Raw genomic sequence first — 14,684 nt, forward strand, 5'->3', positions numbered from 1 at the left:
TTACTCATCGATTTATTAAGGGTTTAAGCGTGTAATTTGCCAGCTATTATCTGCTTGGCGCTGATACATAAAACGGTCGTGCAAACGATGCGCCCCACCTTGCCAAAACTCGATTTTAGTGGGTACTACACAATATCCGCCCCAAAAATCAGGGAGTGGAATTTCACCCTTAGCAAATTTATTTTTCATATTGGCAAAGGTTTCCATTAGTACTTTACGTGATGACACCGGACGACTTTGCGCTGATGCCCACGCGGCTAATTGGCTTTCTTTAGGACGAGATAAAAAGTACTTTGCCACAGCAGATGTAGGTAATGGTTTAGCCTCGCCATAGACAATAACTTGGCGTTCCATGTGGTGCCACGGAAAGTGCAAGGAAATTTTATTATTACCTTTAAGCTCTTGCGCTTTACGCGAGCCGGTATTAGTAAAAAACACAAACCCGTTATCATCTAAATGTTTTAAAAGCACAATACGCTGTGAAGGTTGACCAGTTTCATCAACGGTTGCTACAACCATTGCAGTAGGATCGGGTAGTTTGCTTGCTACCGCATGCTCAAGCCACGTTTCAAACTGCTTAAACGGATCATCTTGCAAGTTATCTTCGCTTAACGCGTCTTGCAGGTATTCACGACGGATATCTTCGAGTTTCATAACAAGTCCTTTAAATAAAGCCTTAGAGAAGAGCTTAGAGTAGCGAGCTTAAAACATTAGATGTTGAGTAATAACAAATATCGAGTCTCAGATGTATCGTTGGGTTTCGTTTCACTCAACCCAACCTACAACGTAAACTACACAGCTCAGATATCTGCAAGTGTAGGAATGCTAGCAAGGCAAGAAGTTTATTTATGCCAAGGAGCATACAGTTTGTATGTAACTTAGGCTAAATAAACTTCTTAACGCAGCTAAAGCGAACTACACAACTCAGATATCTGCAAGTGTAGAAGTGCTGACAAGACAGAGTGCTTTTTTATGCCAAGGAGTATACATTTAGTATGTGACTTAGGCTAAATAGTTTTACCAACGCAGCTAAAGCGAACTACACAACTCAGATATCTGCAAGTGTAGAAGTGCTGACAAGACGGAGTGCTTTTTTATGCCAAGGAGCATACATTTAGTATGTGACTTAGGCTAAAAAAGCACGACAACGCAGTCAAAGCGAACTACACGCTGCAGAAGGTGATTACATTTGATCCATGACTTCGATGCCTAGTAAGTCTAATCCCGTTTCTAGTGTTTTAGAAACCAAATTACACAGCACTAAGCGGCTATCACGTACATTTGGCTCTACACCCTCTTTTAGTACTGGGCAGGCTTCATAAAATGTCATGTATAAGCTTGCTAGCTCATATAAGTAACCACATAGTACGTGCGGTGTTGCTTCACTGATCATTAAATCAAGTACTTCTTCAAGCTGTAGTAGCTTAAGTGCTAGCGCTTTTTCTTGAGGCTCAACAATTGTAACGTCTGAATTTAATGTAGCTGCATCAACGCCTGACTTACGGAAAATACTGCGTATACGTGTATAAGCATATTGTAAGTAAGGAGCGGTTGCGCCTTCAAAGCTTAGCATGCTGTCCCAGTTAAAAATGTAATCGCTGGTACGGTGCTTAGAAAGGTCAGCGTATTTAACTGCGCCAATACCTACTTTACGGGCAATTTCGCTGCGCTCAGAATCACTTAAATCAGACTCACGTTCAGCTAGTTTTGTTGCGGCACGGTTAATTGATTCTTCTAATAAGTCAGCAAGTTTTACTGTGCCGCCAGTACGTGTTTTAAATGGTTTATTATCGGCGCCCATCATGGTGCCAAACGGGCAAAACTCGTAACTTGTTTCGTCTCGTAATAAACCCGCTTTACGCGCTGTTAGCTCTACTTGATTAAAGTGTAGATTTTGACGTGCATCTACAAAAATTAAGATGCGATCAGCACCTAATTTATTTGAACGATAATCACATGCTGCTAAATCGGTAGTTGCATATAAAAAACCACCGCCAGATTTTTGTACGATAAACGCTGATGGCTCGCCATCTTTGTTAGCTAGCTCTTCTAAAAATACAACTTGCGCGCCTTGTGACTCTACAGCAATGTTTTTATCTTTAAGTAGGCTAATAATATCGTTAAGTTCTGCGTTGTATGCGCTTTCAGCCATAATATCGGCTTGAGTAAGCGTTACATTTAAACGTTTGTATACTTCTTCAGAGTGCTTAACTGAGGTTGCTATAAATAGTTTCCACAGTTTTTCACAATGCGCATCGCCACCTTGTAATTTAACAACGTAGTCACGTGCTTTATCTGCAAAGCCTTCTTCGTCGTCAAAGCGTTTTTTAGCGTCGCGGTAAAACGTTTCTAAATCAGCAAGTGCTACAGAATCTAAATCAACGCCTTGGCTAATTTGATCTTCTAAATGCGCGATTAACATACCAAATTGTGTGCCCCAATCACCCATGTGATTTTGACGTACAACCGTGTCGCCTCTAAATTCAAGCGCACGTACAATTGAGTCACCAATAATGGTTGAACGTAAATGACCTACGTGCATTTCTTTAGCAAGGTTTGGAGATGAGTAATCAACAACCACTTTTTGTGGGTTGGCGTGCTCATTTACAGCAAGCTTTGCATCACTGTTAGCTGCTTTAACGCTTTGTGCTAAAAACTCAGGCTTTAAATGAATATTAATAAAACCAGGGCCCGCTATTTCAGTCTTTTGAGCAATATCGCTTACATCAAGGTTATCTATAATTTTTTGTGCAAGTTCACGTGGGTTGCTTTTCATTTTTTTAGCCGCGCCCATAGCTGCATTAATTTGGTAATCACCAAATTGTGGACGTGTGCTTTGCGTTACTGCTGGGTTTGTATCTTCGGGTAAGCCTGCACCCGCCATAGCAGCAATGGCTTTTTCGATTAAAATAGTACGAATATTCATATTTTTACCTTTTTAAGCCCGCCAAAGCAGGCTTTCTTTAATTCTGATAAGTTAATTCTAGTTTTCGCGAGTGTGGTTAAATGTTACCTCAGGGTAACGCTCCACTGATAAGTTAAGATTTACACGGCTCGGCGCAATGTAAGTTAAGTTATCGCCACCATCGAGCGCTAAATTACTTTCGCACTTACGCTTAAAGTCTTCAAACTTTTTAACATCGTCACAGCTTACCCAACGCGCTGTATTTACGTTTACACCTTCGTAAATAGCATCTACGTTATATTCGGCTTTTAAGCGCGCTACAACTACATCAAACTGAAGTACACCTACCGCGCCTACAATTAAATCGTTGTTTATAAGCGGTCTAAATACCTGCACAGCCCCTTCTTCAGAAAGCTGTACTAAGCCTTTTAATAATTGCTTTTGCTTAAGTGGATCGCGAAGACGAATACGACGAAACAATTCAGGCGCGAAGTTAGGAATACCACTAAACTTAAGTTTTTCGCCTTGCGTGAACGTATCACCAATTTGAATGGTACCGTGGTTATGCAAACCAATAATGTCGCCCGCGTAAGCATCAGCTGCGCGTTCACGGTCGCCCGCCATAAAGGTTACCGCATCAGAAATACTCACTTGCTTGCCAATTCGCACATGATTCATTTTCATGCCTTGGCTGTACTTACCCGATACAATACGCATAAATGCAATACGGTCACGGTGTTTAGGGTCCATGTTGGCCTGAATTTTAAATACAAAACCAGTAAAGTTTTCTTCGGTTGCAACAATAAGTCTGTCTTCTGTTTCGCGAGGCAGTGGCGTTGGTGCCCATTTAGTTAAACCATCTAACACGTGGTCAACGCCAAAGTTACCTAGTGCAGTACCGTAATAAACAGGTGAAAGTTCACCCGCTAAAAACAGCTCTAAATCAAATTCGTTTGATGCGCCAATCACAAGTTCTAGCTCATCACGTAATTGCACAGCCAAATCTTCGCCAATAGCAATATCTAGCTCAGGGTTATCAAGGCCCTTAATGGTACGTACTTCTTGTATTTTATGACCTTGGCCTGATTTGTATAAAATCGCTTCATCGTTATGGATGTGATAAACACCTTTAAAGTCCTTACCACAGCCTATTGGCCAAGTAATTGGAGCACAGGCAATATTTAGCTCCGTTTCAACTTCGTCTAGCACTTCCATCGGGTCGCGAATTTCACGGTCACATTTATTCATAAACGTAACAATTGGTGTTGTACGTAGGCGTGTTACTTCCATTAACTTACGAGTACGGTCTTCTACACCCTTTGCCGCATCAATAACCATTAAACATGAATCAACCGCAGTGAGTGTGCGGTATGTATCTTCAGAAAAGTCTTCATGCCCTGGCGTATCAAGTAAATTAACCAAAGCGTTGTTATATGGAAACTGCATTACAGAAGTAGTAACCGATATACCACGCTCTTTTTCCATTTCCATCCAGTCAGATTTTGCATGCTGGTTAGAACCACGGCCTTTTACAGTACCGGCTCGTTGAATAGCTTGCCCAAATAACAATACTTTTTCGGTAATGGTTGTTTTACCCGCATCTGGGTGAGAGATGATAGCAAAGGTGCGTCGTTTATTAATTTCACTAAGGAGATTTTGATCTGCCATTAAAAAGTTCTTTTAGTTTGTATACGGATATTATCCACTTTAAGTATGCTGAGCTTTCAAGGCTTAACTAATACCAATTGCATTAAATCAGTGTTCTATTATAGCGATAAAAAATAGCACAATAACACGGCGAAATTACACATAGAGTTGTTTTCTATGAATAATTTTTAACGTAGTTAGTGAGTTATTTAATACCCTAAAATAATCATGTTTTTAATAAAATTGCTAAATTGCAACCACGAAAGCTCAACATACCATCAGAAAAGCCCCAAATTGGCTCTTCACATGCGATCCGTTATGTTAATCGTAATTGAAGACTATTTTCGCTGATCTTGGCCTTATAAACAATCAATGGTTAGTTATTAGCTGATCTTTTTATTCAAGGCCTCTGAGTTCTAAAATAAAATGCCAAAGTTCACCTCACAGCTCCCTATTATTTATACACAAGCTTCTTTAATTTGTTATAGAAATTAGCCATCAAGACACCTACAGACTTGTGTAATATAGCGGTTACGCATATTATTGATAAATTGCATGGAGGATAAGTAGTTTGGTCATGAAAACCAGTAAGTTAAGCATTCGATTATTATGGTATATAACGCCACTTGTTATATTGCCTTTATTATTTTTAGGTGGCTTTACACTTACTAATGTGACTAACTCAACACAAAAGCAAGCTGATCTTATTATGAGCCGCTTTGTTGAGCAGCAACAGCAAAAAGTATTTAATTACATTGATTCTTTTCACTCCACTACCAAATTACTTTCAACCTCCCCTGTACTGAGTGATTTTTTAGCAAATGATGTGCATGTCAATGGAAATTATACGCGTAGACTAGGCGCATTAATGGATGTATTTGCCAGTTACAGTGAAGCCTATCCCGATATAATAAGTATTAATTTGGTTTCGGCCAGCGGAAAAAGTGACGCCTACTATTCTAATAATTTAACCACAGCGCCTAAAAGCTATCCCTTTATGGATAAAGTGTTGCAGAGTAATTTAAGCCAGCAACAATTTATGGAACAAGAATCCGACGGCACCACTAACCTGTACTTTATTCAGCGCATTTACAGCGTTGATTACTACTTAAAACGCCCACAACAGCTAGGTTTTATTGTTTTACATGTTGAGCCTTCAATCCTTAACACCAGTATTTTAGAAGCACCTTATAACAATACGCTTAATTTACTGCTCACCAAAGACGGTAAAATATTATTTAGTTCTGATTACAGTATGCGTGGCCAATACATTAGTGAATATGAGTTAAATAAAATTCATGATTTAGCTGATATAGGCACACTTTCGACTATCGAGCTATCCAGCATTGATAAAATAGAACGTATGATTTTTGCGGTGCAAATGAGTGGAGGATATTATTATGTTTCAACCATTCCAAAAGCCCTACTTTATCAATCGGGTAAAGCCATTAGTTTAATTACCGGTTTAATTGTTATTATTTCGGTGATCACCTTACCTATATTAATTTTTGTGGTTGTTCGTAATTTACTGTTAAATCCTATTGAGCTTTTAGGTGCGGCCAGTCATCGCGTCGGTGACGGTGATTTAGCAGTCGTTTTACCCGCGCATACGAACGATGAAGTGGGTGTGTTATTTAACGATTTTAATCACATGGTTAGTCAAATAAGGCACTATCAAGAACAAGTAGAAGAATACAAACATCACCTAGAAGATAAAGTAGAAAGCCGAACTAAAGCACTTGAGGCAATGAATAGTCAACTTGAAGTTGCAATTACACAAGCAGAGCAAGCAAATCAACTTAAAAGCCGCTTTTTGGCAAATATGAGCCATGAAATACGCACACCATTGACTGCTATTATGGGCTTTACAGAGCAACTATTGCATAACGATAAAATAACCAACGACAAGCAATACTTAAGCACTATTTTACGTAACTCTAAGCACTTATTAGAGCTAATTAATAACATTTTAGATTTATCAAAAATAGAAGCAGAAAAGCTCGCTGTAGATCAAGCGCCTATAAACGTCGTGCAACTAGTGCACGATATTAAATCGATTATTGAACCATTAGCACAAGAAAAACAACTCACCCTAACCATAAATTATAACCTCCCCTTACCTTGCACTATATACAGCGATATTACTCGTTTAAAACAAATACTCATAAATATAGCTAATAACGCAGTGAAATTTACCGAACAAGGTAACGTCTCCATTTGTGTGCACTATCATCCACGAAAGAAAGCACTCGAATTTGTAGTAACAGATACGGGTATAGGCATGTCGGAGCATCAAATAGAGCGCGTTTTTAAGCCTTTTGAACAAGCTGATGCAACCACAACACGTCGCTTTGGTGGCACGGGACTTGGATTGTGTATTTCTAAAAACTTAGCGCAATTACTTGGTGGCGATGTCGTTTTAAAAAGTGAAGTTGGTGTAGGGAGTCGATTTGCAATTAGCGTGGCATGCCATTTAAGCGGGAAAAAGCCTGAACTTGAATTACTAACAGAGCATAGCCAACTGACTCCTGAAAAAGACCCGCTGCTATCATTTGCAAGCAATCATTTTGATGCCAATATTTTAGTTGCCGAAGACAACCCTGATAATCAACTATTAATAAAACTACTCTTACAAACGTGGGGCCTTGAACCTGATATTGCCAGCAATGGTGCCCAAGCAGTTGAAATGGCATTAGTTAACGACTATCAACTCATTATTATGGACATGCAGATGCCGGTTATGGGCGGATTAGAAGCCACTAAAATGCTGCGCCATGCCGCTTATGATGGCCCTATCATCGCGTTAACTGCAAATGTAATGAACCATGATATAGACACTTATTTAAATGCAGGCTGCGATAAAGCCCTAGGTAAACCCATAGACAAAGACGCACTAGAGAGCGTATTGGTAAGCTACCTACATCTTGAAAAAGATAACCAAAACAAATGGGATAGTTTATTAAAAAGTGAAAAATTCCAACAAATTGCAGATAACTATTTAGCTAACTTGCCAACCTATTTAAATGAAGTAAAAGCACTGCAACACTCTGATGACTGGGAAGCACTACGCAGCGTTGCGCATAGTATAAAAGGCAGTGCGGGGTGTTTTAATTTTGACGACATCTATCAAACTGCAGGGGCGCTCGAGGATAACCTAAAAAGCAATAACAAGGTCCCTCGAAATGAGTTAGTTAATAATTTAATAGCCGCAATAGAGCATTCAATAGATACAAATAACAAGCTGCTGTAAGCCAAAAAATAGTATTATTGAAAACCTAAACTTAATGCCATACCCATTAAAATAGCGTCTTCAAAGCCATTTTTTGCAGGGTTGTCGCTTGGGTAATAGTTTTTACGCACTGACATTTCAATAAAGCCTGCGCGTTCATACAGGGCAATTGCGCGCGTGTTAGATTCGCGTACCTCTAAAAATAAGTTTTCAGCGTTTTGTTGCTCACCGTATTCAATAAACTGAGCTAACAACTGCTTAGCAATACCCTTACCTTGTTGGCTTGGCATTACACAAATATCCATAAGCGTAAAATCAGGTCCTGCTTTTTCGCCAATATAAAAACCAACCATATTCTCATCTTCAAACGCGGCTACATTAAAGTACCTTCCGCCTATACATGACTCCATGGTATTTAATGTCCACGGGTGGCTATGACATGCTGTTTCGATAGTCATTAATTGAGATATTGCGGTTTTGTCTACTGATTTAAAGTTTATCAAGGTGTTCACTCATTAAAGCCCATAAAGCGCGCTTATCGGCCGTGCTGAGCTGTGGTGTTGTAAGTACTAGCTGATCGCCTTTTAATTGCACCTCAGCGCTTTGCACAACGCTATTAATAGCAATAGGGACTGCTGCACGTTTAATATCTGCAAGTAACTGACTAGAAAGCTCTATAGGCTCAAGCACATTATTTTGTGATACTGTGTCAGGTGCATGACTATCTGTTAAAAGATTATCTGTAGAAAAACTATCTGCTAGAAATGTATCGGCTGGTTTAAAGTGTTTATTTAACTCGAGGTTTTCAATACCAAAAACAGCTGCGTACCGTGAATGCATAACGACTCGATGAAATTAGTAAGTAAGGTAATATAAGAATTAATAAATACGATGTAAAGAAGAAATGGCAGGGGCGGAGAGACTCGAACTCCCAACCATCGGTTTTGGAGACCGCTGTTCTACCAATTGGAACTACGCCCCTGCAATGACGACGAATTATAGAGAAGTTTCGCCAAAGGTAAAGAGAAAAATCACACTTTTAGTTCAACTGCTTTTTAAATAAACAAAACGGCGAATTAGCATGCTAATTCGCCGTTTTTTAATCACTTAAAATTAGTTAATTAAAACTAAAATTAATTATTCCCATTCGATAGTTGCAGGTGGTTTACCTGAAATATCGTAAACAACACGAGAAATACCATCAATTTCGTTAATGATACGGTTTGATACCACACCTAAAAACTCATACGGTAAATGTGACCAACGCGCTGTCATAAAGTCGATTGTTTCTACACAACGAAGTGATACAACCCAATCGTACTTACGTGCATCGCCCATAACCCCTACCGATTTAACCGGTAAGAATACCGTAAACGCTTGGCTTACTTTATGATAAAGCTCAGCTTTGTGTAGCTCTTCGATGAAAATCGCATCAGCGCGGCGTAATAAATCACAGTATTCTTTTTTGATCTCGCCAAGTACACGCACACCTAAACCAGGCCCTGGAAATGGGTGGCGGTATAACATGTCGTACGGTAAACCAAGCTCTAGGCCAATTTTACGCACTTCATCTTTGAATAACTCACGTAATGGTTCAACAAGCCCCATTTTCATGTCATCTGGTAATCCGCCCACATTGTGGTGAGATTTAATAACATGCGCTTTACCGGTTGCAGATGCCGCTGATTCAATTACATCTGGGTAGATTGTACCTTGCGCTAACCATTTCGCATTTTTAAGCTTTTTGGCTTGCTCATCAAACACATTAATAAACGTATGGCCAATGGCTTTACGTTTATCTTCTGGATCTGACTTACCAGCAAGATCATTTAAAAACTGCTCTTCAGCTTCAACTTTAACAATATTTAAGCCAAATTTATTACCAAACATGTCCATTACTTGTTGGCCTTCGTTTAAACGAAGTAAACCATTATCAACAAATACACATGTTAGCCTTTCGCCAATTGCACGGTGAATAAGCATAGCTACAACCGATGAGTCAACGCCACCAGATAAGCCTAAAATAACTTCGTCATCGCCAACGGTTTCTTTAATTCGTTCGATAGCATCATCGATAATTTTTGCCGCAGTCCATAATTTTTCACAGCCACAAATATCAATAGCAAAACGCTCTAATAAACGCTGACCTTGATGTGTGTGCGTTACTTCTGGGTGAAACTGTACGCCGTAGAAACGTTTAGCTTCGTTAGACATTGCTGCATGTGGGCAAGTAGATGTTTTAGCTGTTGTTGTAAAATCAGCTGGAATATCCATTACTTTGTCGCCATGGCTCATCCAAACGTCAAGTATGCCGTTGCCGCCATCAGTAATGTGGTCTTCAATTGCATCAAACAATGCACAACTGCCTACTTTTTCAACTTGTGCGTAACCAAACTCTTTTTTATCAGAGCTGTGTACATTTCCGCCAAGTTGAGTTGCCATTGTTTGCATACCGTAACAAATACCTAATACAGGCACGCCTGCATTAAATACATACTCAGGAGCGCGCGGGCTGTTTTCAAGCGTTGTTGATTCTGGGCCACCAGAAAGAATGATACCTTGTGGGTTAAACTCGCGGATTTGCTCTTCAGTTACATCCCATGCCCACAGCTCACAATAAACACCAATTTCGCGTATACGGCGCGCGATTAGTTGCGTGTATTGTGAACCAAAGTCTAAAATGAGAATTCGTGAATCGTGAATATCTTTGCTCATGGAGTATCTCGTAAAGTAGATGCTAATGCTAAATGCCGTTTGTTAATGTAAACGACTAAAAAGAGGGCTTGCAAAGCAAGCCCAGTATATTAAATTAATTACGCTGCTTAACCTAAGCGGTAATTTGGTGCTTCTTTAGTGATTTGCACATCATGAACATGCGACTCACCCATACCTGCAGATGTAACACGTACAAACTGTGGTTTTGTATTTAGCTCTTCAATTGTTGCACAACCCGTTAAGCCCATAGCACTTCGTAGGCCGCCCACTTGCTGATGAATAATCGTTGCAATAGGACCTTTGTACGCTACGCGACCTTCAATACCTTCTGGTACTAGCTTGTCTGCTTCGTTTGATTTTTGGAAGTAACGATCTGATGAACCTTCTTTTTGATCCATCGCGCCCAATGAGCCCATACCACGGTAAGATTTGTAGTAACGCCCTTGGTATAGCTCAACTTCACCTGGTGCTTCTTCAGTACCAGCAAGAAGAGAACCCACCATTACACACGATGCACCAGCAACAAGTGCTTTAACAATGTCACCAGAAAAACGAATGCCACCATCAGCAATAACAGGAATGTCGCGACCTTTTAAGCCTTCAACAGCATCTGAAATAGCTGTAATTTGTGGAACGCCACACCCTGTAACAATACGTGTAGTACAAATAGAACCTGGGCCGATACCTACTTTAACTGCATCCGCTCCCGCATCAGCTAGTGCAATCGCACCTTCAGCTGTTGCAATGTTACCTGCAATAATTTGTAAGTCTGGGTACTCTTTGCGAGTTTTAGTAACACGGTCAATAACGCCTTGAGAGTGACCATGCGATGTATCGATAAGTAAAACATCAATACCCGCTTCTACTAATGCAGCAATGCGCTCATCAGTACCTGCGCCAACACTTACAGCAGCACCTACACGTAAACGACCTTGGTCATCTTTACATGCGTCAGGTTTGTCTTGGGCTTTTTGGTAATCTTTTACTGTGATCATGCCTTTGAGTTTAAATTCATCATCAACAACTAAGATTTTTTCAATGCGGTGTTCGTGCATTAAGCCTAAAATTTCTTCGCGGGCCGCACCTTCTTTAACGGTAACAAGCTTTTCTTTTTTAGTCATAACGGTAGAAACAGGCTGTTCAAGCTTAGTTTCAAAACGCATATCACGGCTAGTAACAATGCCTACAAGCACATTATTGCTATCGGTAACCGGAAAGCCTGAAAAACCTTTTTCATGCGAAAGCTCAACTGCATCAGCAATTGTTAAATCGGCAGTAACCGTTACAGGATAAGAAACAATACCTGCTTCGTAGGTTTTAACTTTACGTACGTTTTTCGCTTGTTCTTCAATAGTCATGTTTTTATGAATAAAACCAAGACCACCTTCTTGCGCAAGGGCAATAGCTAAACGAGCTTCTGTAACAGTATCCATAGATGCTGAAATAAGCGGCAAGTTAAGTTTGATACCACGCGTTAAGCGAGTTGAAATATTTGCCGTGTGTGGCAAAACAGTAGAATGACCAGGTACTAAAAGTACGTCATCAAAGGTAAGAGCTTCTTTAGCGATTCTAAGCATTTTGGCAACTTCTCACATGTGGATCTAAGATAAGGAATTGCGGCCAAATTTTAACAGCGTTGTTGGCGTGAGTAAATAATATTTCGCAAATATTTATGATAAACTTATCTTATAACTTGCCTCATAAATAATTTTAGGTTGTTTTTTATGTTTTCGAAGCCTTCGCAGACGGTTTACACCGTTTCACGCCTTAATAGAGAAATTCGCACATTACTTGAGCAAGGCTTTGCCTCATTAGTATTAACAGGTGAAATTTCTAATTTTATTACCCCAGCATCCGGCCATTGGTACTTTTCGTTAAAAGACGACAAAGCACAAATTAAAGCCGCAATGTGGCGCGGAAACAATCGCAACCAAAGCTACCGCCCTGCAAATGGCGCGCAAGTTACAGTAAAAGCGCGTGTATCACTTTATGAACCTCGCGGTGACTACCAGCTTATTGTTGAGCATATGGAGCCGGCCGGCGAAGGTCAGCTAAAACAAGAATTTGATGCGCTTAAAATGCGCTTAGCCGCCGAAGGATTATTTAGCTCTGCTCACAAGCAGCCATTACCGCAAAATATTAATCGTATTGGCGTTATTACCTCAGCAACCGGCGCTGCTATAAAAGATATTTTAACGGTACTCAAACGCCGCGCGCCGCAATTAGAAGTCATTATTTACCCTGCGATGGTGCAAGGCAAGGAAGCACACCTGCATTTAATTAAGCAAATAGAATTAGCCAATGCCCGTGATGAAGTAGACGTAATTATTTTGGGGCGCGGCGGCGGATCACTTGAAGATTTATGGTGCTTTAACCACGAACAACTTGCCCGTGCTATTTATCAAAGCGATTTACCGATTATAAGCGCCGTGGGTCATGAAGTTGACACTACTATTAGTGACTACGTGGCCGATATGCGTGCGGCTACTCCATCAGCCGCTGCTGAGTTGGTAAGCCCTAACACGCAAGAGCTACACAACAATGTTACGCAACTCATTAACCGTTTAAACAATGCCTTTAAACACGATATTGCTGATAAGCGCGCGCTTGCTACACATCTACAGCATCGCCTCAACCTATGCCACCCACGTAATCAGCTTAATCAAAAATCACAACGTTTGGATGAGCTAAGCATTGCACTGCAACAAGCTATGCAACATCGTTTATACCAGCAAGAACGCACACTTAATAACTTAACGCCGCGTTTAATGCGCCAATCGCCTGATAAAAAACTCGCTTCAGCAGGCCATCAACTTTCGCAATTACAAGCTAGGCTAAACCAAGCTATACAGCATCAGTTACAGCAGGCGAATAATAGCTTAGCACTGCAAGCAAGCAGGTTAGATTCGGTAAGTCCGCTTAATGTTTTAGCTCGCGGTTATAGCATCACTAAAACACAACAAGGCAAAGTGGTTAAATCTGTGGGTCAAATTAAAACAGGCGATGTTTTAATTACAGAGCTGGCGGATGGCGTAATAAAATCAACAGCGTCGTAAAACGTTCACTTAATTGCTGGTGTTACTTCTTTACTTTTTGGATGCAGAGCATAAGGTTTTTGCTGCTTTGCATTACTTTGCTATAACTTAGTTGGCTCTGAATCACTTGAAGCTAAATTAAAGTAGCCCCAAGTTAAACCAACACCAGCAATAAAGCCAATTCCTAGCACCAACAAGCTATTGTTGTTCATTTTAATTCCTTTTATTTTTATTTTTACTTTTGCTTATAACATTGAGCTAGTGTGTGATTCATTTTCAGGTTCTGGATTTGCTAAAAAATTTTGGTTCATACTTTGCGCTGGACACTCACAATCCGGTCGACCAATAATTTTAGCCGGTACGCCAACAGCCGTTGTATGCGGTGGTACATTACTAAGTACAACAGAGCCTGCACCAATTCGCGCTCCCTCACCTACTTCAATATTACCAAGCACCTTAGCGCCTGCACCAATTAATACACCCGCTCTAATTTTAGGATGACGATCACCCTGCTCGTTGCCTGTACCGCCAAGCGTTACCGATTGAAGTATTGATACGTTATCTTCAATTACCGCTGTTTCACCAATAACAATCCCAGTTGCGTGGTCAAACATAATGCCTTTACCTACTTTACATGCTGGGTGAATGTCGACCCCAAATACTTCAGATGTACGGCTTTGAATAAAACGCGCTAACTCTTTACGGTTTTGTTGCCATAAGCAGTTAGCTAAGCGGTGCGCTTGAATAGCATGAAAACCCTTAAGATTTAATATAACCGTAAGGTAGGTTTCGGCAGCGGGATCCCTGTCTTTCACCGCCTTAATATCCTCTGCAACAAACGAGAGCATTCGGTCACACTTTACAAACGATTGATCAAACAACTCCCGAATAGTAAATGCAGATACCACCGCATCGGCCAATTTATTAGCAACAATAAAGCTTAATGCCGAACCTAAACAATCATGATTCAAAATGCATGAATACACATGACTCGCTAATAGTGGTTCTCGTTTTACTACATCGTTCGCTTCACCGCGAAGCTGTTGCCAAATTGCATGACGCATAATACTGCACTGCCTTAAGTTGATATAAAATAGCCTTTCCCAAGTCTAACGGATTTAAAGCTTAAGGTGTTAACCCCTTAGTTATTTGT

The 14,684-nt window shown here is 40.3% G+C and carries 10 protein-coding genes and 1 tRNA gene; 2 read left to right on the forward strand and 9 right to left on the reverse strand.

Annotated features, from left to right (window positions below; genetic code table 11):
• Positions 1-15: 15 nt before the first annotated feature.
• The 3 genes from pdxH to prfC form a co-directional block, all read right to left on the reverse strand.
• The gene (pdxH, locus tag PALI_RS11155; RefSeq protein WP_096793607.1) at positions 16-654 is read right to left on the reverse strand and encodes a pyridoxamine 5'-phosphate oxidase; all 639 of its coding nucleotides are present in this window, start codon (positions 652-654) and stop codon (positions 16-18) included.
• 529 nt (positions 655-1,183) lie between these two features.
• Complete coding sequence (gene argS, locus PALI_RS11160; protein WP_138585097.1) at positions 1,184-2,926, reverse strand: arginine--tRNA ligase; 1,743 nt, start codon at positions 2,924-2,926, stop codon at positions 1,184-1,186.
• 57 nt (positions 2,927-2,983) lie between these two features.
• Positions 2,984-4,573 carry a peptide chain release factor 3 gene (gene prfC / locus PALI_RS11165; RefSeq protein WP_138585098.1) on the reverse strand — a complete coding sequence of 530 codons (1,590 nt, stop codon included), beginning with the start codon at positions 4,571-4,573 and terminating at the stop codon, positions 2,984-2,986.
• A 556-nt stretch (positions 4,574-5,129) separates the two neighbouring features.
• On the opposite strand from prfC, the gene PALI_RS11170 reads away from it, so the two are divergent.
• On the forward strand, positions 5,130-7,802 hold the full coding sequence (locus PALI_RS11170; protein ID WP_193155874.1) for a hybrid sensor histidine kinase/response regulator: 2,673 nt from the start codon (positions 5,130-5,132) through the stop codon (positions 7,800-7,802).
• A 14-nt stretch (positions 7,803-7,816) separates the two neighbouring features.
• Here the strand turns inward: PALI_RS11170 and rimI are convergent, their stop codons facing one another.
• The 5 genes from rimI to guaB form a co-directional block, all read right to left on the reverse strand.
• Positions 7,817-8,284 carry a ribosomal protein S18-alanine N-acetyltransferase gene (gene rimI, locus PALI_RS11175; RefSeq protein ID WP_193155875.1) on the reverse strand — a complete coding sequence of 156 codons (468 nt, stop codon included), beginning with the start codon at positions 8,282-8,284 and terminating at the stop codon, positions 7,817-7,819.
• The gene (locus PALI_RS11180; RefSeq protein ID WP_138586825.1) at positions 8,271-8,621 is read right to left on the reverse strand and encodes a hypothetical protein; all 351 of its coding nucleotides are present in this window, start codon (positions 8,619-8,621) and stop codon (positions 8,271-8,273) included. Before PALI_RS11180 ends, rimI begins: the two co-directional genes overlap by 14 nt.
• Positions 8,622-8,686: 65 nt before the next feature.
• Positions 8,687-8,763 (reverse strand) — tRNA-Trp (locus PALI_RS11185).
• A 155-nt stretch (positions 8,764-8,918) separates the two neighbouring features.
• Positions 8,919-10,496 carry a glutamine-hydrolyzing GMP synthase gene (gene guaA / locus PALI_RS11190; RefSeq protein ID WP_138585700.1) on the reverse strand — a complete coding sequence of 526 codons (1,578 nt, stop codon included), beginning with the start codon at positions 10,494-10,496 and terminating at the stop codon, positions 8,919-8,921.
• Positions 10,497-10,603: 107 nt separating this feature from the next.
• The gene (gene guaB / locus PALI_RS11195) at positions 10,604-12,073 is read right to left on the reverse strand and encodes an IMP dehydrogenase (protein ID WP_007377818.1); all 1,470 of its coding nucleotides are present in this window, start codon (positions 12,071-12,073) and stop codon (positions 10,604-10,606) included.
• 147 nt (positions 12,074-12,220) lie between these two features.
• Here guaB and xseA point away from each other — a divergent pair, with 147 nt between their 5' ends.
• Positions 12,221-13,552, forward strand: a complete 1,332-nt coding sequence (xseA, locus tag PALI_RS11200; RefSeq protein WP_193155876.1) for an exodeoxyribonuclease VII large subunit — start codon at positions 12,221-12,223, stop codon at positions 13,550-13,552.
• A 224-nt stretch (positions 13,553-13,776) separates the two neighbouring features.
• On the opposite strand, the gene cysE is transcribed toward xseA, so the two are convergent.
• Positions 13,777-14,595, reverse strand: coding sequence for a serine O-acetyltransferase (gene cysE / locus PALI_RS11205; RefSeq protein WP_138585698.1), 819 nt, complete (start codon positions 14,593-14,595; stop codon positions 13,777-13,779).
• Positions 14,596-14,684: the final 89 nt, after the last annotated feature.

The sequence above is a fragment of the Pseudoalteromonas aliena SW19 genome, assembly GCF_014905615.1.
GTDB classification, from domain to species: Bacteria; Pseudomonadota; Gammaproteobacteria; order Enterobacterales; family Alteromonadaceae; genus Pseudoalteromonas; species Pseudoalteromonas aliena.